Raw genomic sequence first — 25,598 nt, forward strand, 5'->3', positions numbered from 1 at the left:
GTTCAGCCGGCGGGGACCGCCGCACCGTAGATCGACGACCACCCTGCGAACGCCCCGAGCGGCTCGCCACCGCCGACGGCGTCGTCGATGGCCACCGACCGCACCTCGCCGTTCCAGGGCTCGTAGAACTGGAGTTCGTCGCCGTCGTGCCCGACGAGCAGCACGTAGTGGCGGGGAACTCCCGAGTCGTCGCCCACGAGGAACGGGACGGGTGTGCCGGAGTCGACCGCGGAGATCGCCCGGTCGACGAGGCCGTGGGCATCGCCGTTCGGCCCGAGCATGCTGTACGACATGTCGACGTCGTCCCCCGTGATGCGAGCGACCTCGTCGCCGTAGCCCCAGGGTGCCGATCCGACGACCGACCCCGGCCAGAACGTGAACTGGTTCGTCTGCCTGCGGATCTCCTCCTGGAGATACCTGAGGCGCTCGGTCGTCGTCAGCCCGGCCTCGGGCATCTTGCCGATCATCGTCACGTCGGAGAGGTACTCGGGGATGTGACCGTCGACGAACTCGCCCTCCGCGAGGAACAGCGCGAGGAACGGGTCGCGCTGCGCAGCGAGCATCAGCAACGACGAGGACCCGCACGTGGTGTCGGTCTTCTGCGTGATGATCGTGCCGTCGGGCGTCGTCAGCTCGGTCCAGTCACGTGCATCGGCGGCCGATACGCCGGTCATGCCGAGCCCCGCGATCGCCTTCACCTGGTCCGGCGACATGGTGCGCAGCCTGCGTGCGAGCCCGAGGGTGAGGGCGAGGCCCGCACCGGTGGCGAGGGCGCTCATGATGACCTGGCGTTCTTCAGGCGACTTCGAGCCGTCGAGCGCGTCGTCGAGTCGCTTGCGCTCGGCCGCGCTCAACCGGTCGCGTTCGGTGACGTAGGCCGCCCACTCCGCATCGGACAGGACCGCTCGGTCGGGATCGCCGACGCCTCTCGCGAGCGCGAGCGCCGCATCGACGAGGCTCGTGCTGCTCGACGCCGGCAGCCCCGCCAAGCGCGCGTAGCCCGCTGCGTCGGAGAATGCGTAGCCGAGTCGCTGCTCGGCCTCGACGAGCGCTTCGAAGGCCGAGCCGCCACCGGCCAGCGCGTGCTGCGCGTCGACGTACACGTCATGCATCGCCGAGATCGCGGCCCGGCACTCGGCGTCGCTCCAGTCAGCGGCGAAGTCGACGGGCGCGTCGACCGCGAACGCGTCGTCACGGGCCGATCGCACCTCGGCCGCCCGGCGGTCGAAGCGACCCTGCGCGTCGTCGAGGGCGCTCGCATAGTCGGCGAGGGCGGCCGCGATGAGCGCCGCGCCGCGCTGCTCCAGCACCACGAGGTCCCGGAACGCACGCACCTGCTCGGCCGCGGCTCGGCCGGCGTCGGCGTCCAGCGCCTCCTCGACCTCGGTCGCGCGCGTGTCGAGTCCCCTCGCTCGCGCATCGAGGGCGGTGGCGATCCGCTCGTACGATTCGGCGCTCCGCTGCACGCTCGTCGGCGACCCGCCGGGCCGTTGCAGGTGCTCGCCCGTCCACATGCCCGCCATCGCCTGCAGCGACCTCGCGGCGCTGCGCACGCCGGCCTCGGTCGGGTGCGTCGGCAGCCAGCCCGAGGCGTTCTCGGCCATCCGTGCGAGCCGATGGCACTCGTCGGCCCGCTCCTGCAGATTCACGCGTCGCCCTCCGGTCGCCTCGGGATGCTGAGTCTCCGGAGCGTGTCGGCGACGCGCTCGAGCGCGTCGGCGGCACCCGCGGGCCCGGCGAGTCCGGCGAGGTCGGCGAGCACCGCCCGCACGGCACGTCGCCCGACGTCGGGCCCCTCGACCACGGCCTCGCCCAGGCCGGCGACCGCCTCGAGGCCGGCGAGCCGCACGACGACACCGAGACGGCGCACCGTCGACCAGTCGACGCCGGCGCCACCCAGGGCGACGGCCCAGCGCGCCACGTCGACGGGCGCGGCGCGACCGGTCGCCGTCACGCGCCCCGGGGATGCCTCGAGACCCGGCTGTGCGGGCACGGTCACACCGCCTCGGGGCGCCGACCGCCGCCGCGCCGCTCGCCCGGTGTCACGAGCCCCCGATCGAGCGCCGCGAAGGCGGCGACGTCGTCGTCGACCTGCTGGGCGAGCTGCCGGAGCCCCTCCCCCGCGACGCGGAACTCCTCGGCCCAGCGCGCCGCGGCGGCGGCGCCGGCCTCCGTCACGGCAGCGCCGAGCCCGTGGATGCCCGTCTCGCCGGCGTGCGCCGTCGTCGCCGTCGCCTCGCTGCGGATCGCCGCGACGGCCGCGGCGACCGCCGCCTCGTCGATCTCGACCGAATCGGCCATCGCGCCCTCCCCGCTCCCAGCATCGTCGCCTCGACTCTCGCACGACTCCTGCTGGCTCGGAATGGGCACCCCTCCCCATCGGGCGCCGAAGGCGCGGGCGCACGTCACACGGCGCAGCCGGAGGCATCCGGCCTGATTGAATCGATGGATGCGCCGAACCGTGACCGCCCGATGAACCCCGTCGAATTCCTCGTGCTCACGGGCGGCGGCATCGTCGCCGGCATGATCAACTCGGTGGTCGGGTCGGGCTCGCTCGTCACCTTCCCCATGCTGCTCGCGTTCGGCTACCCGCCGGTGCTCGCGAACGTCACGAACAACGTCGGCGTGCTGCCCGCCTCGCTGACGGCGACGATCGTCGGTCGTTCGGCATTCGCCGGCGAGTGGCGGCGGCTCGCGCTCTACCTGTGCTTCTCGGCCGCGGGCGGCGTCACCGGCGCGCTCCTGCTGCTGCAGCTGCCGACCGAGGCGTTCGACATGATCGTGCCGGTGCTCATCGTGCTCGCCCTGCTGCTCGTGGTCTTCGGGCCGTGGATCCGGCGCTGGACCGCGCGGCTGCACGGCCAGGCCGAACACCATGATCACCCCGCCGCGACGATGGCCGTCGCCGGACTCACGGCCGTCTACGGCGGCTACTTCGGCGCCGCCCAGGGGGTGCTGCTCATCGCGCTGCTCTCGATCACCATGTCGGGCACGCTCGTGCGGGCGAACGCCTACAAGAACGCGATGGCCGCGACCGCGAACCTCGCCGCCGCCATCGTGTTCGTGCTCGTGACCCAGGTCGCGTGGCTCGCCGCCCTCGCCATCGCCATCGGGGCGTTCGTCGGTGGTGCGCTGGGCGGCCGCTACGGGCGGTACATCCCGCAGACGGCGTATCGGGTCGTGATCGTCGTCATCGGCGTCGCGGCGCTCGTGTGGTTCCTGGTGCGCTGACCGGCGCCGAAGATCCATCTGACAGGCTAGGACGAGATGATCACGCAGCCCGGCGCCGTCGCCACCTCGCACCACCTCGCCACCGAGGCGGGTGCCGCCCTGCTGCGGGCGGGCGGCAACGCGATCGACGCGGCCATCGCCGCCGCGGCGGCGCTCTGCGTGGTCTACCCGAACAACGTCGCCCTCGGCGGCGACCTCGTTGCACTCGTGCGGAACCCCGACGGCGAGATCCGCTTCGTCAACGCCACCGGCCGCGCCCCGGCCGACCAGACGATCGACGCCCTCCGCGAACGGCATGGCGACGCCCTGCCGAAGCGCGGCGTCGACACGATCACGGTGCCGGGCGGCGTGCGCGGCTGGCAGGCGCTCGCCGAGCTCGGCGGCCGGCTCGACTGGGCCGACCGGCTCGAGGCCGCCCGGCGCCACGCGCGTGACGGCGTGCCGACCGCGCTCTCGGTGAGTCGCGCCATCCGCGACGATCGCGGTGCCCTCGCGGCCGACCCGGGCTGCCGCGAGCTGTTCCTGCCCGGCGGGGCACCGCTCGACGAGGGCGCGCCGCTCGTGCAACCGGCGCTCGCCGACACGCTCGATCGCCTCGCCGAGCGCGGGCCCGACGAGTTCTACGACGGCGAGGTCGCCGCGCGCTGGATCGCCGGACTCGCCGCCCTCGGCAGCCGCATCACCGCGCGGGATGCCTCGGCCTACCGCCCGGTCGTCGAAGACCCGCTCCGCCTCGAGGCGCTCGGCGTCGAGGTGGTCACCGCCCCGCCGAACACGCAGGGCTTCTCGCTGCTCCGCACGGTGAAGGGCGTCGCCGCGCGCGGCCTCCGCGACCCGCTCGGCACGGACTCGGCTGAGCTGGCCGCACTGTTCCACGAGGCGAACCGCGTGCGCGCGGCCTGGCTCTGCGACCCCGATGTCGCACCGCTCGACGGCGTCGAGCTCATCACGGTCGATGCACCGGCCGAGTCGCCCGACAGCCGGCCCGCGCTCGGCGACACGGTCGGGCTCACGGCCGTCTCGGCCGACGGCTGGGCCGTCTCGCTCGTGCAGTCGGTGTACTGGGCCTTCGGCGCGTGCGTGCTCGAACCCGCGACCGGCATCCTGTTCCAGAACCGCGGCACCTCGTTCTCGCTCGACCCCGCGCACCCCGCCGCCTTCGCGCCCGGCCTGCGACCGCCGCACACGCTGATGCCCGTGCTCGTGCTGCGCGACGGCGAACTGCTGCAGGCGCAGGCGACGATGGGCGGCCAGGCGCAGCCGCAGATCCACGCGCACCTGCTGCTCCGCACGCTCGCGGGCGCCTCCGCGATCGAGGCGACGAGCGCCCCGCGCTGGGTGGTCGGCGTGCAGGACGACGGCGACACGGCGACCACCGTCACGACCGAGTCGGATGTCGCGGCCCCTGCCCGCGCGGCGCTCGACGCCGACGCGCGGTTCGCGGTCAAGGTCGTGCGGCCGCGCGACGAGGGCCTCGGGCACTCCAACCTGATCCGGGTGACCGCCGACGGGCTCGACGCCGCGAGCGACCCCAGGTCGGACGGCTCCGCCGTCGTCGTCGAGGTCGAGGAGGACGCACGATGACCGTCGAGCAGACCGATCGCCGCCCCCTCCTCGCGCTCATCGGCATCGGCATCGTCGCCGGGTACCTCTCCGGCCTCTTCGGCGTCGGCGGCGGAGTCGTCGTCGTGCCCCTGCTGATGCTGCTCGGCGTCGACCAGCGGCTCGCCGCTGGCACCTCGACGGCGGCCATCCTGCCGACCGCCGTCGTCGGCGCGATCAGCTACGGGGTCACCGGGCACGTCGACTGGATCGCCGCGGCGCTCATCGCGATCGGCGTCGTCGTCGGTGCGCAGCTCGGCACCTGGCTGCTCGCGCGCCTGCCCCGCGACATCCTGTTCTGGTCGTTCCTCGCCTTCCTCGCGGTCGTCGGCGTGAGCCTCTGGCTCGTCGTGCCGCAGCGCGACGCCGCGATCGAGCTCGATGTGCTCACCGGGGCCCTGCTCGTCGCGGTCGGCGTGCTCACGGGCGTGCTGTCGGGGCTCATGGGCGTCGGCGGCGGCATCATCCTCGTGCCGATCCTCATGTTCTTCTTCGGCGCGAGCGACCTCGTGGCCAAGGGCACCTCGCTCGCGATGATGGTGCCCGGATCGATCTCGGGCACGGTCGGCAACCTGCGCCGAGGCAACGTCGACCTGCGCATGGCCGCGGCGATCGGCATCGCGGCCTGCCTCGTCTCGCCGCTCGGCACGCTCACGGCGCAGGCGATCACGCCGTTCGCCTCGAACGTGGCGTTCTCGCTGCTGCTCGCGTTCGCCGCGTGGCAGCTCATCCAGAAGCACGTGAAGGCGCGGCGGGCCACCCGGGCCTGAGGCTCCTGCCCACTGCCCTGACGGCCGACCGGATGCCGCTCGCCGAGTTCAGCGGCCGCCGTCGACCGCCTCGGCGATGAGCGCCGACATCGCCGAGGGGATGCGATCGGGCAGGAGTGCGCCGACCATGATCGGCGCGAACAGGGCCTTGCGGCCCGCGTGCGTGCCCATGAACCGGTGCAGCTGCGCCTCGACGGCGCGCTCGCGCTGGAACGGCTGGTGCTGGAACGTGCGGAACCGACCGAGCTCGCCGTGTTCTGCGAGGAGCTCCTCGACGCGCTCGGCGCCGAGCGCCCGGATGAGCTCGCCCTCGAGGTCGGGCTCGCACGCGAAGAACCCCGTCGCCTCGAGCGAGGCGCCCGGCACCCCGAGTCGGGCGTCGTCGACGACACGCCGGACGTAGGCGACCTCGGCGGCGTCGAAGAGCCCGAGCACCCGGCGGGGCTCCGCCTCGAGTGCGAGCGCCGCGAGGTGGTGCCGCAGGTTCGTCACGCCGCCCATCGGCACGACGGCCGCGTCGGCGGCCGGGAGGTCGGCGTCGAGGCGCGCGGCGAGCGTCTCGAGGGCGAGCCGGTCGCTCTCACCCTCGACGAGCACCACGGTGGAGGCCTCCACGAGCACGAGATCGCGCATGTGCCGACCTTACTCGGGGTGACGCGACGGGGGTACGGCGAAGGGCCCGGCCGGGTGGCCGGGCCCTTCGCGGGGTGGTCTCGATACGGCGCTGCGCGCCTACTCGACCGACCGACTCATTCGGTGCCGCCGAGGAACGCCGCCCACGGGTAGTAGGTGTACGCGAACGCGGCGGGCGCACCGGTGATGCGCGTGTTCATGAAGACGTCGTTGTCGAGCGCGACGCCGGGGAACATCGGACCCATCTCGTCGTGGAGCGTCTCCTCGATCTGCACGACGAGGTCGGAGCGTTCGGCCTCGTCCTCGGTGGCGACCGCCTGGTAGTAGAGGTCGTCGACGCCGCTGTAGCCCGACTGGTTGAAGAGGCCGCCCGTGACCGCGGTCGCCGCGATCCAGTCGAGGGGGTTCGGCACGCCCGGCCAGAACTGCGTGTAGAGCAGGTCGGTGTCGCCGCGGGTCGCGGGGTCGTAGAGGTAGTTCGAGTAGCCGGTGGCCGGCACGACCTCGAGCTCGAAGTTCAGGCCGATCTTGTCGGCCGCGTCCTTGATCGCGACGCCGAGCTGCTGCGTCTCGGCCTGCTGGGGCACGACGAGGCTGATCGAGTCGGCCTTCACGTCGGCGGGCAGCCCGTCGACGATCTCCTTCGCGGCGTCGAGGTCGGGGGTGCCGTCGGTCGCGACGGAGTCGGCGTACTCGGTGAGCTGGTCCTTCGCGAAGCCGTAGGCCGCGGGCGGCGTCTGCAGCGCCGACGGCGTGCCGAGGCCGCCGTAGACCTGGGTGCCGATGCCCTTCCAGTCGATCGCGAGCTGCAGCGCCTTGCGCACCTCGGCGTTCGCCGCGGGGCCGTCGGGGTTCGCGAGCACGAGCGTCGTCTCGAGCGGGGCGGGGCCGGTGTAGTAGTTGCCGACGCCCGACGCCTTCAGCTGCGCGACGCCCGAAACGGGCACGCCGAAGGTGCCGTCGAGCTGCCCCGACTGCAGGCCCGACGTGATCGCCGCGTCATCGGTGAGGAAGGTGAACTCGATCTCCTTCACCTTCGGTTGGCGCTTCTCGTCCCAGTAGCCGTCGTACCGCGTCGCGGTGATCGACTGGCCCTGGGTCCACTTCTCGAACTGGAACGGTCCCGTGCACATGACGCCCGTGTCGGGGGCGCCGAACGCGTCGCCCGCCTCCTCGGCGAACTTCTGCTGCACGACGACGCCGGCGTAGTTGGCGAGCTCCTCGTTGAACAGGTAGTCGGGGTTCTTGAGGTGCACGGTGACCTGGTGGTCGCCCGTCTTCTCGATCGACTCGACGTTGAAGTAGAGGTAGTTGTAGAAGCTCGTCGGGTCGGTGAGGTTGCGGTTCAGGCTGTAGACCACGTCGTCGGCCGTCATCGGGGTGCCGTCCCAGAACGTCACGTCGTCGCGCAGCTCGTACACCCACGTCAACGGGTCGGGGTTCTCGTACGAGGTCGCGAGGTTCGGCTCGATCTCGAACTCGGGGGTCTGCGCGAGCAGGGTCTCGCACATGTTCGAGTTGATCATGTTCGGCGTGTAGTCGGCCGAGCGGTACGGGTCGATGGTCTGCGGCTCGCCCTGGAAGACGTTCCACGTGACCTTGTCGACCTCGCTCGTCGCGGCGGGGGTGAAGGTGGTCAGCTCGTCGGCGCCCTGGCTCGGCGACGTCGTCGAGCCGCCGGCGGTGCAGGCGGTCAGTGCGGCGACGGCGAGCAGGCCGACGCCGGCGGCGGCTGCGCGGGTGCGCCTCGTGGTGATGTGCATGGCGGTGCTCCTGGTTTCTCGGTGTGGGGGGTCAGGATCGGATGGTGGCGGGGTCCCAGCCGTCGCGCGGAACGCTGTCGCGCAGCAGCCGGGTGTAGGGGTGTTGCGGGTCGTCGAGCACGTCGGCCGTGCGGCCCTGCTCGACGACGGCGCCGTGACGCATGACGATCGTGTCGTCGCACACCTGGCGGATCACGGCGAGGTCGTGGCTGATGAACAGGTAGCTCACGCCGCGCTCCTCCCGGATGTCTTGGAGGAGGTTCAGGATCTGCGCCTGGATGGACACGTCCAGCGCCGAGACCGCCTCGTCGAGGATGAGGATCTCGGGTTCGGCCGCGAGGGCCCGGGCGATCGCGACGCGCTGCCGCTGGCCGCCCGAGAGCGCCTTCGGCAGCGAGTTCAGCTGGCGCTCGTCGAGGCCGACGAGGTCGCCGAGCTCGCGCACGCGGCGCTTCGTCTCATCGCGCCCGAGCCGGAAGTGCACGCCGAGCACCTCGGCGAGGCAGTCGCCGATGCGCTGCCGTCGGTCGAGCGAGGTGTACGGGTCCTGGAAGACGATCTGGATGTTCCGGCCCCGCTCGCGCAGCGCCTTCACGGATCGGGCGGGCTGGGTGCGGTCCTCGCCGCGGAAGCGGATGGTCCCGGCGCTCGGCGTCTCGAGGCCGATGACCATGCGGGCGGTGGTGGTCTTGCCCGACCCCGACTCGCCGACGATGCCGAGCGAGCCGCCCTCGGCGAGCGCGAAGCCCACCCCGTCGACCGCGGTCGTCTCGGTCGCGCCCCTGCCGAAGCGCTTGGTCAGCCCCTCGACCTGCAGCAGTGCGGTCACGAGGTCACCTCCTCGTTCTCGTCGGTCGAGTAGGCGCGCAGCGCCGTATCGAGGCCACGCCCGGTGTCGGTGATCTCGATACGCTCCTTCGTCGCTACTCGACCGACCGTGTCGCTCAGCATCCGGCCGTGCAGTTCGGGCATGCGGATGCAGCGGGTGTCGCCCTGCGGCGGTTCGCCCGGCCGGCCGATCTGCAGGAGCGGCGGCACCGCGGCACGGCACGCGTCCTGGGCGAATCGGCACCGGGGTGCGAAGGCGCAGCCGTCGGGCGCCTCGTACGCGGTCGTCGGGTGGCCGGGAATGGCGGGCAGTCGCTCGGCGCGGTGATCGATCTCGGGGCGGGTCTGCACGAGGGCGGCCGTGTACGGATGCAGCGGGTCGCGGTGGAGCCGTGACGACGCCTGCCGTTCGACGACCTGGCCGGCGTAGAGCACGACCGTCTCGTCGCAGACGGCGCCCGCGAGCTCGAGGTCGTGCGTGATGAAGAGCATCGCCATGCCGTACTCGGCCTGCATGCGGCCGAGGATCGCCATGACCTCGGCCTGCGTCGTCACGTCGAGCGCAGTGGTCGGCTCGTCGGCGAGGATGAGGCGCGGCCGCACCGCGACCGACGCGGCGATCATGACGCGCTGCAGCAGCCCGCCCGAGAGCTCGTGCGGGTACTGCCGCAGCCGCCGCTCGGGGTCGTGGATGCCCACGTCGGCGAGCAGCTGCACCGCCCTCGCGTTCGCGTCGCGCTGCGACGTCCCGCCGTTGACGATGAGCGCCTCGGTGAGGAAGTCGCCGATGCGGCGCACGGGGTTCGTGTGCGCCCGCGCGTCCTGGAAGACCATCGACACGTCGTTCGCACGGTAGCGGCGCAGCGCCTCGCCGCGCAGGTCGAACACGTCGGCGCCGTCGAAGCCGATGCGGCCACGTACGTCGGCGCCGTCGGGCAGGAGGCGCGCGATGGTGCGCACGGTCATCGACTTGCCCGAGCCCGACTCGCCGACGAGGCCGAGCGTCTTGCCCGCCTCGAGCTCGAACGAGACGTCGCGCAGCACGGTGCGCAGCTCGCCCTTCACCGGCAGGCGCACGGTGAGGTGCTCGACGCTCAGCAGGGGTGCGGTCATGCGCGGGCCTCCGATCGCTCGTTGAGCCGGTCGCCGAGCACGTTGACGGCGGCGACGGTGATGACGATGAGGGCCGACGCGTACAGCGCCTCCTGCGGGTGGCCCTGCAGGATGCCGGCCATGCCGGCGCCGACCATGGCGCCCCAGTCGGCGGTGGGCGGCTGCACGCCGAGCCCGATGAACGACAGCCCCGCGAGGTCCATCAGTGCGAAGCCGAAGGCGAGGGTGCCGTTCGCGACGATGAGCCCGGCGACGTTCGGCAGGATGTGCCGCGTCGAGATCCAGAAGCCGCGAACGCCCTGCACGCGCAGCGCCGCCACGTACGGCAGGTTGCGCTCGCGCAGGGCCGCGCTGCGCACGATGCGCGCGATGTAGGGGATGTACGCGATCGAGAGGGCGGCGACCGCGGCCGGCAGGCCCGCGCCGAACAGGGCCGTCGCGAGGATCGCGAGCAGCAGGCCCGGGAAGGCGAAGATGGCGTCGATCACGCGCACCACGGCCGAGTCGAACCAGCCGCCGAACCACACCGCGGCGAGCGCGATCGCGACGCCCAGCACGGTCGAGGCGGCGACGACGAGGAACGGGCCGACGAGCGCGGTGCGCGAGCCCATCACGAGCCGGGCGAGCAGGTCGCGCCCGCTCGCGTCGGTGCCGAGCGGGTGCGCGGCGCTCGAGCCCTGGTACGCGGCCGAGAGGTCGACCGCATTCGGGTCGGCGGTGATGAGGAACGGGCCGACGATCGCCATCAACACGATCGCGACGAGGGCGGCGACTGCGGTCCAGCCCGAGGCGCCGAGCGCGCCGGCGTGGCGCAGGCGGCGCGCGTTGCGCCGGACGATGCGGGCCTCGACGGCGACGTTGTCGGCGACGGCGCTCATGAGTTCGTCCTTCCGGGGGTCACGCGCGGATCGAGCAGCGCGTAGGCGAGGTCGATGAGGGTGTTGAGCACGATGAACGCGGCGACGTACACGAGGCAGATCGCCTGCACCACGGGGAAGTCCTTCTGCTGCACGCTCGAGACGAGGAGCTGGCCGAGCCCGCCGAGCTGGAACACCTGCTCGATGACGACGCTGCCCGCGATGAGGCCGGCGATCGTGAGGCCGGCGACGGTGAGCACGGGCATGGCCGCGTTGCGCACGACGTGCTTGCGCACGATGATGCGCCGGGGCATGCCGCGGCTGATCGCGGTCTGCACGTGGTCGGCCGAGAGCTCCTGACGGAGGGCCTGCTGGGTGAGCCGGGCGACGAACGCGACCGACGCGAGGGCCAGCGCGATGGCCGGCAGCACCGTGTGGTAGACCGCGTCGATGCCGGGGATGCCGCTGCCGAACACTGGGAACCAGCCCAGCTGCACCGCGAAGACGAGGATCAGCACGACCGCGGCGACGAACGTCGGCACCGCCATCACGGCCGTCGCGCCGGCCATCGTCGACCGCGACAGGATGCCGGGCTTCAGGCCGGCGAACGCCCCGATCGCGAGACCCGCGACGAGCACGACGGCGGCCGCCATGACGATCAGCAGGATCGACGCGGGCGCCCGGGCCGCGAGCACCGACGACACGGGCTGGTTGAAGATGATCGAGGTGCCGAAGTCGCCGTGCAGCGCGCCGCCGAGCCACAGCAGGTACTGCTGCCAGATCGGGTCGTTCAGGTGGTACTGCTCCTCGATGATGGCGACCGCCTCGGGGCTCATCGAGCGCCCCTGGGTGAGGAACGTCAGCGGGTTGCCCGGCGCCGCGTAGAGGGCGCCGAACACGACGAGGCTCGCAACGAACAGGGTCGCGAGGAGGCCGACGACACGGCCTCCGATGAATCGGGCGGTGCCCCACCCGGCGCCGCGCTTGCGCGCGACGGCCTGCGCGGCGACCGCGGTCGTCTCGCTCATGCCGAATCCTGTCGGTTCACGGCGACCTCCTCGTCGCTCGGGTGGCCGGCCACGGCGGCCGGCGCGAGTTCATGGACGGTGCGGCCGCCGACGACGGTGCGCACGACGCGGGCCTCGAGCAGCTCGTCGACCGGCGTCGCGAACACGTCGCGGTCGAGCACGATGAAGTCGGCGTGGAGCCCTGCGGCCAGCCGGCCGTACTCGTGCTCGGCACGGCAGGCCCACGCGGCATCCCGCGTGCCGTGCTCGATCGCCGTGGCGAGGGGCACCGCGTACCGGGGCAGGTTGGGCGGCAGCGTCGGGTCGAGCGCCGAGCGGCGCGTCGCGGCGACGAACATGTTCGGGAGCGGGGGGTGCGGCGAGGTCGGCGAGTCGGTGCCGAACGCGAGCGGGGCGCCGGCGTCGGTCATCTCGGGCCACGGGTAGCCGCGGTCGACGCGGTCGTCGCCGAGCATGGCCCGCCAGTTGTCCTGGATCGACGCGTCGGCGTGCACGGGCTGCATGCTGGCGGTGATGCCGATGGCGGCGAGCCGTGCGATCTCGTCGGGGCCGACGACCTCGAGGTGCTCGATGCGGTGGCGCCGCTCGCGCGGCCCGTTGGCCGTGATCGCCTGCTCGACGGCGGAGATGGCGATGCGGATCGCCTCGTCGCCGATCGCGTGCATCGCGACTTGGAGGTCCGCGGCGTCGGCCGCGATCACGACGGGCGTGAGCTCGGCGAGGCTCCAGATGGGGTCGGCGCTCGACCCGTCGGCGTAGGGCAGGCCGACCGCGGCGGTGCAGCCGTCGACCGTGCCGTCGATGAGCACCTTGATGCCGGTGATCCGCAGGAACTCCCCGCGGTGGAGGCCCGCGAGCTCCGCCGCCCGGGCCACCTGCGCGAGGTTCTGCGCCTCGTCGCCCGTGGGCTGCACCCGCCAGTGCGCGACGATGCGGGTCGTCAGCGTGCCCGTGACGTCGGCGCGCACCATGGCGGCGAGATCGCCCTCGTCGAGGGCCATGTCGGTCGTCGCGGTCACGCCCGTCTCGGCGTAGCCGCCGAGCGCGGCGGCGAGCGCCTCGTCGCGGTCGAGGTCGGTCACGAGCGCGTCGAGCACGGGCCACACGAGCCGGTGCATGGCGGTCTCGTCGACGTATCCGGTGGCGTGCCCGTCGGCGTCGCGGTGCACCGCGCCGCCCGGAGGCGAGACGGTGTCGTCGTCGATGCCGGCCTCGGCGAGCGCAGCGCTGTTGAGCCAGATCGAGTGGAAGTCGTAGGCCTGCGCGTAGACGGGCCGGTCGGCGACGACGGCGTCGAGCATGCCCCGGTCGGGCACGCCGCCCGGCAGCATGCCGTGGTTCCACCCCTGCGCGCGGATGCGGGGCGCCTCGGGGTGCGCCTCGGCCCAGGCGGTGACCCGGCGCTGGATCTCGCCGAGATCGTCGGCACCCCAGAGGTCGACCTGCGCGGCGGCCTCGCCGGTGCCGACGACGTGCGCGTGCCCGTCGACGAAGCCGGGCAGCACGGTCGCGCCCTCCAGGTCGGTCACCCGGGCGTCGGCTCCCGCGATACGGCGGGCGGATGCCTCGTCGCCGACGTAGGCGAACCGGCCGTCGACCACGACGAAGGCCTCGGCGCTGCGGCGCTCGTCGGCGGTGAAGGCGCGCGCGTTCAGGTAGAGCTCGGCGGTCATCAGAATCGCTCCAGTCCGCTCGCGGCGACCTCGTCGGGGGTGCCGGCGTGCACGGCGAGCTCGAACGCGGGCAGGTCGAGGGCGATCGTGAGCAGGGTGCCCCACTGCTCGTGCAGCGGCTTCGACGTGTCGGGGCGCATGCAGATCGGGGCGGACGCGCCGTCGGCCCCGCAGAACGCGGCGGCCCGGCGCTCGGACCCGAGACCCGCCATCGCGGCGCCGGCGGCGACCGTGTGGGCGTAGCGCTCGCGCGTGGTCGACTCCTCGCGCATCGTGTCGCCCGCGGCGAGCACGGGGTCGAGGAAGTGGTTGGTGTGCACGAGCCAGCCCTCGGCGTTCGGGCGCACGACGCCCACGCCCGCGGGCGTCACCTCGATGCTCGCGGCCTCGCCGGCGCCGTCGCGGTACGCGACGACGGTGAAGACCGTCGACGCGCTCACCTCGGCGGAGGCCGCGATCGCGCGCGCCTCGTCGACCGTCGTCGCCTCCTCGAGGATGCGCCGCGCGATGGCGTGCACCGGCACCCCGCCCGCGTCGCTGTCGCTCCGGTGGGCGAGGATGTTGAAGTGCAGTCCGAGGCCAGCGTCGTTGACGCCGATCTTCGCGGCCGTGCCGAACTCGGTGAAGAGCTTCACCTCGCGGCCCGATTCGGTCGCGAAGCGGTGCAGGAGGCCGTCGGTCGCGAGCTCGTCGTGCCAGTCCCAGGTCTGGATCGTCTCGGGAGCGCCGCTCGCCGGCACGCGGACGGCCGTCGAGCACTCGCCCTCGCCCGCCGACGGGGCGACGGCGAGCACCTCGGTGCGGGCACCGACCGCGAACGCCTGCCACGGCTCGAGGCCCGCGGCCGCTGCGGTGGCATCGGACTCGATCACGAGCGCCGGGGCCCACGCCTCGAGCGCCGCACGACTGCGGTCGACGATGGCGCGCACCTGCTCGTCGGGCACTCCGAGCACGGCGAAGTGCTCGAGGTAGCGTTCGCTCGACTGCCGGATGAACCCGCCGTAGAGGCGTCCGATGGCGCGGCCGCGCTCGGCCGGGTCGGTCGTCTGGGTGGTCAGGTGATGCAGCTTCATCGCGTGTTCTCGGTCTCCGTTGATTGCTTCACGCCGGGCACTTCGACGTGGCGCGGATCACGCTAGGCGCGTAAAACGTTTTATACAATCGGTGCGGCGGAAATCTCCGTCACGATCTCGAACGAGGCGGCAACGGGCCGGATCGGAGGGCGGCGATGGCCAGGGCCGGCGGGGTGACCATCCGCGACGTCGCACGGAAGGCCGGGGTGTCGATCGCGGCCGTGTCGATGGCGCTCAACGGCACGGGCACGCTCAGCGCCGCCACCCGGGCGCGGGTGCGCGCGGTGGCCGACGAGATGGAGTACCAGGCCGACGCGCTCGCGCGGGGCCTGCGGCGTTCGTCGGTCGGCGCGATCGGGCTCGTCATCCGTTCGCTCGACCTGCTCGGCGACTACGCGCCCGAGGGCGTCGACATCTTCGCGCGCTTCATCGGCGAGACGAGCTCGCAGGCGATGACCCGCGGCCTCAGCGTGATGCTCGTGCCCGACCTCACCAAGCCCCCGATCCCGCCCCTCGCCCTCGGGCTCGACGGCTACATCATCGACCTGCCACACGTCGACGACCCGGTCGTCGCCCTGCTCGAGCGCCGCGGCATCCCCTATGTCACCCTCGGCCGCGACCCCGACCGGCCCGAGTTCACCGATTGGGCCGCCGAGGACGGCCCGGCCGCGACGCGGCGGGCACTCGACCACATGCTGGCGGCCGGCGGCCGCACCTTCGCCCTCGTGCGCGGCACCGGCGAGAACTCGTGGAACATCGACGCCGAGCTCACCTACCTCGAGTGGTGCACCGAGCACGGGCTCGACGCACTCGTCGACCGGGTGCCCGAGCGCGACGGCGAGCCGGGCGGCCGCGTCGCCGCCGATCGCCTGCTCGAGGCCGCGGCGCACGGACGGCCGCTGCCCGACGCCGTGCTGTGCGGCACCGGCCGGCATGCGGCCGGCCTCGTCGCCCGCCTCGGCGAAGCCGGGCTGCACGTGCCCGACGACGTCATGGTCGTCGCGGCCTCCGACTCCGAGCACGCGAGGCACAGCCGGCCCGCGGTCTCGGCCTTCGAGCTCAGCTCGCGCGCGACCTCGGCGGCCCTGCTCGACCTGCTCGAAGCCCGCATCGCCGGGCGCCCGAGCGCGGGCCCGGTGCTCGCGTCGGCGAAGTTCCATCCGCGCGCGTCGACGCGGCGCCGAATCGAACGGACTCTGGACGCGGAGCCCGATCGGCCCTAGACTGCCGAAGTTGCGTCGATCACGCGGCGACGCCCCGGAGCATCCGGGTGAAGGAGAGGAGAGATGACCATGGCTGTCTTCACCATGCCCCTCGAGATCCCTTCATCCAGCGAGGCCGCCCGCTAGCCGCAGACCGCGGCGGTGGCCTCCGCGTTCTTCGGAGAAACCACCTTGCATCTGACGTCGTCACTCGACGAGACCACCGTCGTGCGTTCCATCGTGAACTCGCGCGCGAATTCCCAGCCCCTCACGGCGCGCCCCTTCTCGGCGCGCCCGGCCACGACACCGCGCCCCGCCGCGACCCCGCGTTTCGACGCGGGCGACCTCGCCTTCCAGGAGGTCGAACCCGGCGAAGACCAGCGCTGGTCGACCTGGCCGGCCACCACCCCGTCGGAGCGCGGCCCCGAGCCGCGACCCGACTGGCTCGTCACCTCCGCCGCCGCGATCGACACCGAACTCGGCGTCGTGAAGAGCGGCAAGGAGGCCGACCTGTTCCTCATCGAACGCGCCGTGCCCGGCGCCGACCCGAGTGCGCCCGGCAACGCCGTGCTGCTCGCGGCCAAGCGCTACCGCGGTGCCGAGCACAGCGACTTCCACCGGTCGCAGATCTACACCGAGGGCCGCGGCACCCGCCGCAGTCGCGACGCCCGCGCCGTCGCGAAGGGCACGACCTTCGGCCGCGAGGTCGCGAAGGTGCAGTGGGCGTACGCCGAGTTCGAGGCGCTGTCGCGCCTCACCGAGCTCGGCGCCTCGGTGCCCTACCCCGTGCAGGTCGCCGGCACCGAGGTGCTCATGGAGTTCATCGGCGACGACCGCGGTGTCGCCGCGCCCCGGCTCGCCCAGGTGCGCGCGACGCCCGACGAGCTGCGCGAGCTGTTCCACCAGATCGTCGACTTCATGCACGTGCTCGCCGCCGGCGGGCTCGCGCACGGCGACCTCTCGCCCTACAACCTGCTCGTGCACGACGGGCGCGTCGTCGTCATCGACCTGCCGCAGGTCGTCGACCTCATCGCGAACCCGCAGGGCTTCGACCTGCTGCACCGCGACTGCGTCAACGTGTGCTCGTGGTTCACGAGGCAGCGCCTCGAGTGCGACCCCGAGGAGCTGTTCGGCGAACTCGTCGGCATGGTGGCGTTCTGAGGCGGTACAGTGCACTCGATCGACGCGGATCGGCCCGACCGGTGCGCGCCGACACCACCCGTTCACCGGACGCCGGGAGACTGCCCACATGACCGACCCGAACCACGCCCCTGCCGCCGGCGCCTCGCCCGAGGCATCCGTGCCCGTGCCCCCGGCCACCGCGCAGAGCGGCGCCATTCGCGTGATGGGCCTGCAGATGCAGGAGGGGCGCCGCATCCCGCGCCGCCAGGTGTTCTCGTGGGCGCTGTGGGACTGGGCGACGCAGCCGTTCAACTCGGTCATCCTCACGTTCGTGTTCACGGCGCTGTACCTCACGAGCAGCACGTTCCTCGAGCCCGCGGTCGCGGAGCTCGGCGAGGGCGACCCGGTCTACGAGCGCGGGCTCGCCGAGCTCGCCTCGGGCCTCGGCTGGGCGATCACGATCGCGGGCATCCTGATCGCGGTGCTCGCCCCGGTGCTCGGCCAGCGCGCCGACGTCGCCGGCCGGCGCAAGCTCTGGCTCGGCGGCGCGACCGCCCTCCTCGTCGCGTGCATGGTCGGGCTGTTCTTCGTGCAGGGCCAGCCCGCGTTCTTCCTGCTCGGGGTCTCGCTCATCGCCGCGGGCACCGTGTTCAGCGAGATCGCCGGCGTCAACTACAACGCGATGCTCGTGCAGGTCTCGACGCCGAAGACCGTCGGCAAGGTCTCGGGGCTCGGCTGGGGCCTGGGCTACATCGGCGGCATCATCGCGCTCGTGCTCGTCGTCGTCGCGACGCAGTTCGACTGGTGGGGCATGCCGACCGACGACGGCCTCGCGTTCCGCGTGATCGCGCTCGGGTGCGCGGTGTGGACCCTGCTCTTCGCGTGGCCCGTGCTCGTCTACGTGCCCGAGGCGCCGCCCGCCCCGCGCGGCGAGCGCGTCGGCTTCTGGCGCAGCTACGTCGTGCTCGTGAAGGACATCGGGGCGCTGTGGCGCGACTCGCGGCCGACGTTCTGGTTCCTGCTCGCGAGCGCGGTGTTCCGCGACGGGCTCGCCGGGGTGTTCGCATTCGGTGCGGTCATCGCGGCGGTCGCGTTCCACTTCTCGTCGAACGAGGTGCTGATCTTCGGCATCGCCGCGAACCTGCTCGCGGGACTCTCGACCATCCTCGCGGGCCGCTTCGATGATCGGTTCGGCCCGCGCGCCGTCATCCTCACCGCGCTCGGCGGCATCATCGTCGCCGGGTCGCTCGTGTTCTTCCTGCACGACGCGGGCAAGGTCGTCTTCTGGGTGTTCGGGCTCGCGCTCACGCTCTTCGTCGGCCCGGCGCAGGCGGCGTCGCGATCGTTCCTCGCGCGGGTCACCCCCGCCGGCCGCGAGAGCGAGATCTTCGGCCTCTACGCGACGACCGGCCGGGCCGCGAGCTTCCTCTCGCCGATGCTGTGGTCGCTGTTCATCGCGCTGTTCGGCGCGACGTACTGGGGCATCCTCGGCATCATCATCGTCGTCGCGGCGGGCTTCGTGCTCATGCTCTACGTGAAGGTGCCCGAGTCGGCCACCGCATCGGTGCGCTGAGGCTCAGTCGCGCGGCCAGGCCGCGACGAAGCGCGTCAGCAGCCGGGCGAACTCGGCGGCCTCGTCGGGCGTGAAGCCCGCGAGGGCGGTCTCGACCGCGCCACGACGGGTGTCGCGGGCACCCTCGAGCACCCGCCGGCCTGACGCGGTCAGCACGATCGCACTGCGCCGCGCGTCCGACGGATCGACCTCGCGCCGCGCGTGGCCGGCCTCGACGGCCGCCTGCACGAGCCGGCTCGCACGGGGCTGGTCGACCCCGATCGCGTCGGCGAGCTCGCTCACCGACGGCGGCTGCGGCGCCGCCTCCAGCGCGTCGAGCAGGCGGAACCGCGCCGCCTGCGCGAGCCCCGGACCCCCTCGACCGCGTCGCTGCGGCGCGCCGGGGGCGTCCCGGTCGTGCAGGCCGTGATGGTCGTGATCGTGCGGGGCGTGCCCGTGGTGATGGCCGCCGTTCGCGGCCCGGTGCTGGAGGCGACGCCGGCCCTGGTCGCGTCGCATCGCCACGAGGGCGGCCTCGACGGCCTCGACCGGGTCGGATGCCTCGAGCTCGCGCCCGCCCGCCCCTGGACGTTCGCCGGGAGGGACTTGACTCGCCGCGTTCATGTATGTCATTGTACATATACATGTCATGCGACATGCAAATGACTTCGGCGCTGCCGCGCCACGAAAGGAACCACCATGACCACCCCTGAGAACCTGCAGATCCCCGACCCCGCACGTCGGCCCATCGGCTACTGGCTGCGGGTCGTCGACCGCAAGCTCGACGACGCCATGCTCGAGCTCTTCGCCGACGAGGGCATCACCCGTCGCGACTGGCGACGGCTCAACGTCATCGCCGGCACCGTCGACGACGACCGCCTTCTCGCGAAGCTCGCCGCGCACCCCGAGCGCCTCACGCCGCTCGTCGAGCGCGGCTGGGTCACCGACGAACCGGGTGCACCCCGGCTCACCGAGGAGGGCGAGGCGTCGTACGCCGCGCTCCTCGAGCGCGTGACCGCGCTGCGATCGCGCGTGGCCGGCGCCGTTCCGGCCGACGACTTCGAGACGACGCTCTCGACGCTCGAGGCCGTCGCGCGCGAGCTCGGCTGGCAGGAGGGCGAGCGCATGCCCCGCCGCCGCCCCGAGTCGCACCGCGGACACCGGGGCCGCGGCCATCACGGCCGGGCCCACCACGGTCACGACCACCACGGTCACGACCACGGCCACCAGGGCCACGCGCCGCACGACCACCACGAGCGCGCATCGCACGATCACCGTGGCCACCACGGTCACGACGACTCGTGCGGCGGCCGCGGACGCACCCACGACGGTCACCCCCACGGTCACCACGGCCGCCCCGACCGGCACGTCCACGTGCACGTGCACCTCGACGACCACCGTCCCGTCGGCCCGCACGGCGAACGCCGGTCGTGACCGACCCGCTCGATTCCACGAACCGACGGGGATGCCGCGGCGAACATCTCGCCGCGGCATCCCCGTTGGCCGCACGACTGGTGCAGGATAGTATCGCCTGACCCCTACCCGCCCCCACGCCCGTTCCCACCCCCAGGACGCAACGATGCCCGACGCTGCCACCGACCTGCGCGACCGCTCGAAACGGCAGAACCGGCAGCGACGCCGCCGCCGCGTGTGGATGATCGCGGGCGCGAGCCTCGCGCTCGTACTCGTCGGCGGCGGAGTCGCGACCGCGGTCGTGCTCACCGCCCGGAACAACGACACGTCGGGGCCGACGCCGTTCGCGTCGACCACCGCCGAGCCCGGGGTCTTCCCCGACGACCAGCCCTCGGCCGAAGACGGCAAGAAGCCGTGCATCTCGCTCACGGTGCTCTCGTCGAGCGAGAACTCCGAGCTCGTGACGCGTCTCGTCGAGGGTTACAACGCGCAACCGAGAAGCGTCGACGGGCGCTGCGTCGACGCGGTCGTCACGGAGGAGAACTCGGGCGCCGCGGCGACGGCGGCGGCCGGCGGCTTCCCGGGCGTCGCCGCCGACGACAAGCCGACCGTGTGGTTGCCCGACGCGAGCTCCTGGCTCGCCGTCGCGCAGGACTCCGGCGGCGCGGCGAACGTGCCGACCGAGGGCACGAGCGTCGCGTCATCGGCGATCGTGCTCGCGATGCCCGAGCCGCTCGCCGAGGCGATCGGCTGGAGCGAGACCCGGCCCACCTGGAACGACGTGTTCAACGCCGCGCGCGACGACGCCACGTGGAGCTGGCTCAGCCACCCCGAGTGGGGCACGTTCAAGCTCGGCAAGACGAGCCCGCTGATGGCGAGCTCTGGCCAGGCCGCGATGCTGGCCGAGTTCGGCGCCGAGGCCGGCTCGGTACCCGAGCTCACGACGAGCCAGATCCGCAAGACCGACGTCATGAACGAGGTCAGAAAAGACGAGCTCGCGACCAGCCACTACATGGCGACGCCCGAGCGCTTCCTCGCACAGGCGCGGCTGTCCGAACAGGAGGGGTCGATCGCCGACTTCCTCTCGGCGGTCATCCTCGACGAGAAGACCGTGTGGGACTACAACCGCGGCATCACGAGCCCCGACGGCGTCGCGCGCGCCGAGTCGACGCCGCCCGACGAGCAGCTCGTACCCATCTACCCGAGCGACGGCTACTACGTCGCCGACAACCCCCTCACCGTGCTGACCGGCCCCTGGGTCGACGCCTCCGAGAAGGAGGCGGGCGCCGACCTGCTGCGGTTCGCGAGCACGAAGCAGGGGCAGCAGATCGTGCGCGCCTCGGGCTACCACGACCTGAACGGCGAGCTCGACCCGGTCGTCAGCGAGGTCGGGCGCCTGCCCGAGCGCCCCGAGGGCGCCCTCGCCTTCCCCGGTCGCGAGATGATCGCCGCGATCGACAGCACCTTCCCCGACGTGCGCAAGCGCGCCGAGGTGCTCTTCCTCGTCGACGTGTCGGGCTCGATGGAGGAGAAGATCGCGACCGGCGACACCAAGCTGAAGGCCGCGAAGGCCGCGATCGAGAAGGCGCTCGGTCACTTCTCGAAGGGCGACAACGTCGGCCTCGCCGGGTTCAGCGCGATCGACGCCGGCCCGATCACGCCCGGCCTCGTGAGCCCGATCGCCGATGCGCGCACCGATCGCACGAAGTTCCTCGACGCGCTCGGCGCGCTCAAGCCCATCGAGTTCACGCCGCTGTACTCCGCGGTCGACACGTTCGCGAAGCAGCGCGCCGACGAGTGGGACCCCGAACGCATCAACGCGATCGTGCTGCTGAGCGACGGCAAGAACGAGACGCTCGGGCCGAGCCCGACCTCGAAGAAGCAGATGCTCGCGAACCTCGAGAAGCTCCAAGACGACAGCCCGGTGCTCGTGTTCACCCTGGCGTACGGCGCCAACGCCGACACCGAGACACTGCGCGAGATCTCGACCGCGACGGGCGCGCAGTTCTACGACGCGACCGACCCGACGAAGATCACCTCGGTGCTCGGCGAACTGGTCACGAGCTTCTGATCCCGCCGACGGGTCGGGCGGGGGTATTCTGATCCCCGCCCGAACCCGAGGGCGAGAGCGAGCGCCATGTCTGAGCAACCGGTGGTCATCCCCGTTCGGATGACGCTTCGGGAGAAGCAGCGCCGCCGGCGCATCCGGCGGGCACTCGCCTACACGGGCGTGGTCGTGGCGTGGGCGCTCAGCATCTGGGTCAGCACGTTCGTCGACCTGCCCGAGGGCTTCCACACCGCCGTGCTCTTCGTGCACCTCGCGTCGCTCATCGTCGGCTTCGGCGCCGTGCTCATGATCGACTGGCACGGCCTGCTCTGGATGACCGAGTGGAGCGACGTGCGCGAGCTCCGCCAGGCCGACCGCACCCTCGTGCTGCCGGTGTGGGTCGGCCTCGCCGGACTGCTCGCGAGCGGCGCGCTGCTCGAACCGAACCTGCAGAGCCCGATGACGCAGGTGAAGCTCGTCGCCGTGCTCGTGCTGAGCCTCAACGGGGTCGCGCTCACCCGCTGGACGTTCGAGCTCGCACGGCTGCCCGCTCGCACCCGGTTCCGCGCACTCGGCCCGCGCGTGCGCTTCGCGTTCATCGCGAGCGCGGTCGTCTCGCAGGTCGCGTGGTGGACGGCGGTGCTCGTCGGCATGCTCAATTCGACGGGCTGACCGGATGCCCGCCCGCGCACCGACGGGATGCCCCGGCGGTGCGCCGCACGGAGTCATCTCGTTGGCGCTCGCGGGGGCGCGGGATAATATCGCCTGACCCCCCCCGACCCAGCCCCAGGACGCATGATGCCCGACGCATTCGTCACCTGCGATTCGAAGACCGACCCCCACGACGCTTGGCGCACCGCCCCGGTGCGCCGCTCCGTCGCGCACGGACGACGGCCATGAGCGGCGACGGCGCACCCCGCCGCGACCGATCGCAGCGGCAGCAGCGCAAGCGACGCCAGCGACGCGTCTGGATGGTCGCGGGCGGGGCGCTCGTACTGCTGCTCGTGGGCGGCGGAGTCGCGACCGCGCTCCTGCTGACCGCGCAGGCCCCGTCCGACGACCCGGCGCCCGGCGCCGCATCGGACGCACCGGCCGAACCCATCGTCTTCCCCGCCGACGAACCCGCCGAAGCCGCCGGCGACGAGCCCTGCATCGAGCTCGCGGTGCTCTCGTCGTTCGAGAACGCCGAGATGGTCGCGCAGCTCGTCGACGGCTACAACGCACAGCCGCGCAGCGTCGACGGCCGCTGCGTCGAGGCCGTCGCCACGAAGGACAAGTCGGGCATCTCGGCGACCGATGCCGCCGCGGGCTTCCCCGATCTCGCCGCCGACGACAAGCCGACCGTGTGGCTGCCCGACGCGAGCTCGTGGCTCTCGGTCGCGCAGGACTCGGGCGGCGCGGCGAACGTGCCCGCCGAGGGCACGAGCGTCGGCTCGTCGGCGATCGTGCTCGCGATGCCCGAGCAGCTCGCCGACGCCATCGGCTGGAACGACTCCCGCCCGACGTGGACCGACATCTGGGACGCCGCCGGCGACGAGAACACGTGGAGCGATCTCGACCACCCCGAGTGGGGCTCGTTCAAGCTCGGCAAGACGAGCCCGCTCATCGCGAGCTCGGGCCAGGCCGCGATGCTGACCGAGTTCGGCTCGGAGGCGGGGTCGGTCGCCGACCTGACCGTGACCGAGATCCACAACCCTACGGTCGTGAAGCAGGTGCGCGAGGACGAGCTCGCGACGAGCCACTACATGGCGACCCCCGAGCACTTCCTGTGGCACGCGCGCCAGTCGGAGGAGAAGGGTTCGGTCGCCGACTTCCTCTCCGCGGTGATCGTCGACGAGAAATCGGTGTGGGACTACAACCGCGGCATCACGAGCCGTGACGGGGTCACCCGCACCGAGTCGACCCCGCCCGAGGAGCAGCTCGTGCCGATCTACCCGAGCGACGGCTACTACCTCGCCGACAACCCCTTCACCGTGCTGACGGGCCCCTGGGTCGACGACGCCGAGGCGGCCGCCGCGGCCGATCTGCTGCGGTTCGCGGGCACCGAGGAGGGGCAGCAGATCGTGCGGGCCGCCGGGTACCACGACCTCAACGGCGAGCTCGACCCGGTGGTCAGCGAGGTGGGACGCCTGCCCGAGTCGCCGTCGGGTGCGCTCGCCTTCCCCGGCCGCGAGGTGATCGCGGCGATCGACAGCGCGTTCCCCGACGTGCGCAAGCGCGCCGAGGTGCTGTTCCTGCTCGACGTCTCGGGCTCGATGAGCGAGAAGATCGCGACCGGCGAGACCAAGCTCGCGGCGGCGAAGGAGGCGATCGAGAAGGCGCTCGGCCACTTCACCGCGGGCGACAACGTCGGCCTGGCCGCGTTCAGCGCCGTCGACGACGGACCGATCACGCCGGGTCTCGTGAACCCCGTCGCCGACGCCCGCACCGAGCGCGCCAAGTTCCTCGACGCGCTCGGCGCGCTCAAGCCGATCGAGTTCACGCCCCTCTACGCCGCGGTCGACACCTTCGCGAAGGAGCAGGGCGAGGCCTGGGACCCCGAGCGCATCAACGCGATCGTGCTGCTGAGCGACGGCAAGAACGAGACGCTCGGGCCGTCGACGACGAAGAAGCAGATGCTCGAGACCCTCGAGCACCTGCACCACGAGTCCCCGGTGCTCGTCTTCACGCTCGCCTACGGCGCCGACGCCGACGTGAAGACCCTGCAGGAGATCTCGACCGCGACGGGCGCGCACTTCTACGACGCCACCGACCCCACCAAGGTCACCGACGTGCTGGGCGACCTCGTCACGAGCTTCTGATCGGCGCGGATGCCTCGGGGCCGGCGTCGGCCCCGAGGCATCCCGCTCGTGCCCTGCCCGCGATCGGGAGCACCGGGATGCCTCAGCGCCGGCGTTCCTCCGCGCCCGAGAGCCGCTGGGCGATGTAGATCGGGATGATCGACACGACGACGAGCACGACCGCGATGACCGACACGATCGGGGCCTGGGCCGGGCGGAACATGTTGTTGAGGATGAAGATCGGCAGCGTCGTCACGCCCGAGCCGGCCGTGAACGTGGTCACGATGATCTCGTCGAAACTCAGTGCGAAGGCGAGCAGGCCGCCCGCGAGCAGCGCCGAGCGCAGCTGCGGGAAGGTGACGAGCCGGAACGTCGTCCAGATGCCGGCGCCGAGGTCGGCCGACGCCTCCTCGAGGTTCGTGCCGAGGCGGCGCAGCCGCGCGATCACGTTATTGAACACCGTCACGATGCAGAACGTGGCATGGGCGATCACGACCGTCCAGATCGAGAGCGGCACCCCCATGATCGTGCGGAAGAAATTGTTGAGCGCGATACCGGTGATGATGCCGGGCAGGGCGATCGGCAGGATCACGAGCAGGCTGATCGCCTCGCGCCCGAAGAACGAGAAGCGCTGCAGCGCGAGCGAGATGAGCGTGCCGAGCAGGAGCGACACGGCCGTCGCGACGAGCGCGATGGCGACGCTCGTGCCGACCGCCTCGAGCGCGCCCTCGCTCTGGAACGCCTTGCCCCACCACTCGAGCGTGAACCCGGGCGGCGGCCAGGTGAGCGACGTCGAGGTTGAGAACGAGTTCACGAGCACGACGAAGAGCGGCACGTAGACGACGAGCAGGATCAGCCCGGTGACGACACCGAGCACCGTCCGAGACAGACGAGACAGACGCATCCGAGCC

General features: G+C 72.4%; 23 protein-coding genes. 10 read left to right on the forward strand and 13 right to left on the reverse strand.

Annotation, left to right across the window (positions count from 1 at the left end; genetic code table 11):
• Positions 1-2: 2 nt before the first annotated feature.
• From AC3RJ6_RS00200 to AC3RJ6_RS00210, 3 genes are read right to left on the reverse strand one after another with little or no spacing between them, the layout of a single operon-like run.
• Positions 3-1,604 (reverse strand): hypothetical protein, encoded by a 1,602-nt coding sequence (locus AC3RJ6_RS00200; RefSeq protein WP_491424817.1) that lies wholly within the window; start codon positions 1,602-1,604, stop codon positions 3-5.
• A gap of 41 nt (positions 1,605-1,645) precedes the next feature.
• The gene (locus AC3RJ6_RS00205) at positions 1,646-1,993 is read right to left on the reverse strand and encodes a hypothetical protein (RefSeq protein ID WP_491424818.1); all 348 of its coding nucleotides are present in this window, start codon (positions 1,991-1,993) and stop codon (positions 1,646-1,648) included.
• A 2-nt stretch (positions 1,994-1,995) separates the two neighbouring features.
• Positions 1,996-2,301 carry a hypothetical protein gene (locus AC3RJ6_RS00210; protein ID WP_491424819.1) on the reverse strand — a complete coding sequence of 102 codons (306 nt, stop codon included), beginning with the start codon at positions 2,299-2,301 and terminating at the stop codon, positions 1,996-1,998.
• Positions 2,302-2,472: 171 nt separating this feature from the next.
• Between AC3RJ6_RS00210 and AC3RJ6_RS00215 the strand changes: the two genes are divergently transcribed.
• From AC3RJ6_RS00215 to AC3RJ6_RS00225, 3 genes are read left to right on the forward strand one after another with little or no spacing between them, the layout of a single operon-like run.
• Positions 2,473-3,231 (forward strand): sulfite exporter TauE/SafE family protein, encoded by a 759-nt coding sequence (locus AC3RJ6_RS00215; protein ID WP_491424820.1) that lies wholly within the window; start codon positions 2,473-2,475, stop codon positions 3,229-3,231.
• A 36-nt stretch (positions 3,232-3,267) separates the two neighbouring features.
• The gene (locus tag AC3RJ6_RS00220) at positions 3,268-4,815 is read left to right on the forward strand and encodes a gamma-glutamyltransferase family protein (RefSeq protein WP_491424821.1); all 1,548 of its coding nucleotides are present in this window, start codon (positions 3,268-3,270) and stop codon (positions 4,813-4,815) included.
• The gene (locus tag AC3RJ6_RS00225) at positions 4,812-5,603 is read left to right on the forward strand and encodes a sulfite exporter TauE/SafE family protein (protein ID WP_491424822.1); all 792 of its coding nucleotides are present in this window, start codon (positions 4,812-4,814) and stop codon (positions 5,601-5,603) included. The genes AC3RJ6_RS00220 and AC3RJ6_RS00225 overlap by 4 nt, the downstream gene beginning before the upstream one ends.
• A gap of 48 nt (positions 5,604-5,651) precedes the next feature.
• On the opposite strand, the gene AC3RJ6_RS00230 is transcribed toward AC3RJ6_RS00225, so the two are convergent.
• The 8 genes from AC3RJ6_RS00230 to AC3RJ6_RS00265 form a co-directional block, all read right to left on the reverse strand.
• On the reverse strand, positions 5,652-6,236 hold the full coding sequence (locus AC3RJ6_RS00230) for a TOPRIM nucleotidyl transferase/hydrolase domain-containing protein (protein WP_491424823.1): 585 nt from the start codon (positions 6,234-6,236) through the stop codon (positions 5,652-5,654).
• Between the two features lie 116 nt (positions 6,237-6,352).
• On the reverse strand, positions 6,353-7,999 hold the full coding sequence (locus AC3RJ6_RS00235; protein ID WP_491424824.1) for an ABC transporter substrate-binding protein: 1,647 nt from the start codon (positions 7,997-7,999) through the stop codon (positions 6,353-6,355).
• 31 nt (positions 8,000-8,030) lie between these two features.
• Complete coding sequence (locus AC3RJ6_RS00240) at positions 8,031-8,828, reverse strand: ABC transporter ATP-binding protein (RefSeq protein WP_491424825.1); 798 nt, start codon at positions 8,826-8,828, stop codon at positions 8,031-8,033.
• Complete coding sequence (locus AC3RJ6_RS00245; RefSeq protein WP_491424826.1) at positions 8,825-9,940, reverse strand: ABC transporter ATP-binding protein; 1,116 nt, start codon at positions 9,938-9,940, stop codon at positions 8,825-8,827. Before AC3RJ6_RS00245 ends, AC3RJ6_RS00240 begins: the two co-directional genes overlap by 4 nt.
• A complete protein-coding gene (locus AC3RJ6_RS00250) occupies positions 9,937-10,818 on the reverse strand; it encodes an ABC transporter permease (protein ID WP_491424828.1) in 882 nt (293 codons plus the stop codon). The genes AC3RJ6_RS00245 and AC3RJ6_RS00250 overlap by 4 nt, the downstream gene beginning before the upstream one ends.
• Positions 10,815-11,825 (reverse strand): ABC transporter permease, encoded by a 1,011-nt coding sequence (locus AC3RJ6_RS00255; RefSeq protein ID WP_491424829.1) that lies wholly within the window; start codon positions 11,823-11,825, stop codon positions 10,815-10,817. Before AC3RJ6_RS00255 ends, AC3RJ6_RS00250 begins: the two co-directional genes overlap by 4 nt.
• Positions 11,822-13,498 carry an amidohydrolase gene (locus tag AC3RJ6_RS00260; RefSeq protein ID WP_491424830.1) on the reverse strand — a complete coding sequence of 559 codons (1,677 nt, stop codon included), beginning with the start codon at positions 13,496-13,498 and terminating at the stop codon, positions 11,822-11,824. Before AC3RJ6_RS00260 ends, AC3RJ6_RS00255 begins: the two co-directional genes overlap by 4 nt.
• Positions 13,498-14,571 (reverse strand): C45 family autoproteolytic acyltransferase/hydrolase, encoded by a 1,074-nt coding sequence (locus tag AC3RJ6_RS00265; protein WP_491424831.1) that lies wholly within the window; start codon positions 14,569-14,571, stop codon positions 13,498-13,500. The genes AC3RJ6_RS00260 and AC3RJ6_RS00265 overlap by 1 nt, the downstream gene beginning before the upstream one ends.
• Before the next feature lie 155 nt (positions 14,572-14,726).
• Between AC3RJ6_RS00265 and AC3RJ6_RS00270 the strand changes: the two genes are divergently transcribed.
• The 3 genes from AC3RJ6_RS00270 to AC3RJ6_RS00280 all read left to right on the forward strand — a co-directional run bounded on the left by AC3RJ6_RS00270 (position 14,727) and on the right by AC3RJ6_RS00280 (position 18,468).
• A complete protein-coding gene (locus AC3RJ6_RS00270; protein ID WP_491424832.1) occupies positions 14,727-15,794 on the forward strand; it encodes a LacI family DNA-binding transcriptional regulator in 1,068 nt (355 codons plus the stop codon).
• Positions 15,795-16,001: 207 nt separating this feature from the next.
• On the forward strand, positions 16,002-16,934 hold the full coding sequence (locus AC3RJ6_RS00275; RefSeq protein ID WP_491424833.1) for a serine protein kinase RIO: 933 nt from the start codon (positions 16,002-16,004) through the stop codon (positions 16,932-16,934).
• Between the two features lie 88 nt (positions 16,935-17,022).
• The gene (locus tag AC3RJ6_RS00280) at positions 17,023-18,468 is read left to right on the forward strand and encodes an MFS transporter (protein WP_491424834.1); all 1,446 of its coding nucleotides are present in this window, start codon (positions 17,023-17,025) and stop codon (positions 18,466-18,468) included.
• Positions 18,469-18,471: 3 nt separating this feature from the next.
• Here AC3RJ6_RS00280 and AC3RJ6_RS00285 read toward each other — a convergent pair whose 3' ends face one another.
• On the reverse strand, positions 18,472-19,071 hold the full coding sequence (locus AC3RJ6_RS00285; RefSeq protein ID WP_491424835.1) for a MarR family winged helix-turn-helix transcriptional regulator: 600 nt from the start codon (positions 19,069-19,071) through the stop codon (positions 18,472-18,474).
• Between the two features lie 75 nt (positions 19,072-19,146).
• Here AC3RJ6_RS00285 and AC3RJ6_RS00290 point away from each other — a divergent pair, with 75 nt between their 5' ends.
• The 4 genes from AC3RJ6_RS00290 (at position 19,147) to AC3RJ6_RS00305 (ending at position 24,708) form a co-directional block, all read left to right on the forward strand.
• Positions 19,147-19,881, forward strand: a complete 735-nt coding sequence (locus AC3RJ6_RS00290) for a hypothetical protein (protein ID WP_491424836.1) — start codon at positions 19,147-19,149, stop codon at positions 19,879-19,881.
• Positions 19,882-20,026: 145 nt separating this feature from the next.
• Positions 20,027-21,931 carry a vWA domain-containing protein gene (locus AC3RJ6_RS00295; RefSeq protein WP_491424837.1) on the forward strand — a complete coding sequence of 635 codons (1,905 nt, stop codon included), beginning with the start codon at positions 20,027-20,029 and terminating at the stop codon, positions 21,929-21,931.
• A gap of 66 nt (positions 21,932-21,997) precedes the next feature.
• Positions 21,998-22,579, forward strand: coding sequence for a hypothetical protein (locus tag AC3RJ6_RS00300; RefSeq protein ID WP_491424838.1), 582 nt, complete (start codon positions 21,998-22,000; stop codon positions 22,577-22,579).
• A gap of 224 nt (positions 22,580-22,803) precedes the next feature.
• Entirely contained in the window at positions 22,804-24,708 is a 1,905-nt protein-coding gene (locus AC3RJ6_RS00305; protein WP_491424839.1) for a vWA domain-containing protein, read from the forward strand.
• Positions 24,709-24,790: 82 nt separating this feature from the next.
• Here the strand turns inward: AC3RJ6_RS00305 and AC3RJ6_RS00310 are convergent, their stop codons facing one another.
• The gene (locus tag AC3RJ6_RS00310; protein ID WP_491424840.1) at positions 24,791-25,591 is read right to left on the reverse strand and encodes an ABC transporter permease; all 801 of its coding nucleotides are present in this window, start codon (positions 25,589-25,591) and stop codon (positions 24,791-24,793) included.
• Positions 25,592-25,598 lie beyond the last annotated feature (7 nt).

This window comes from Agromyces cucurbitae, from assembly GCF_058349945.1.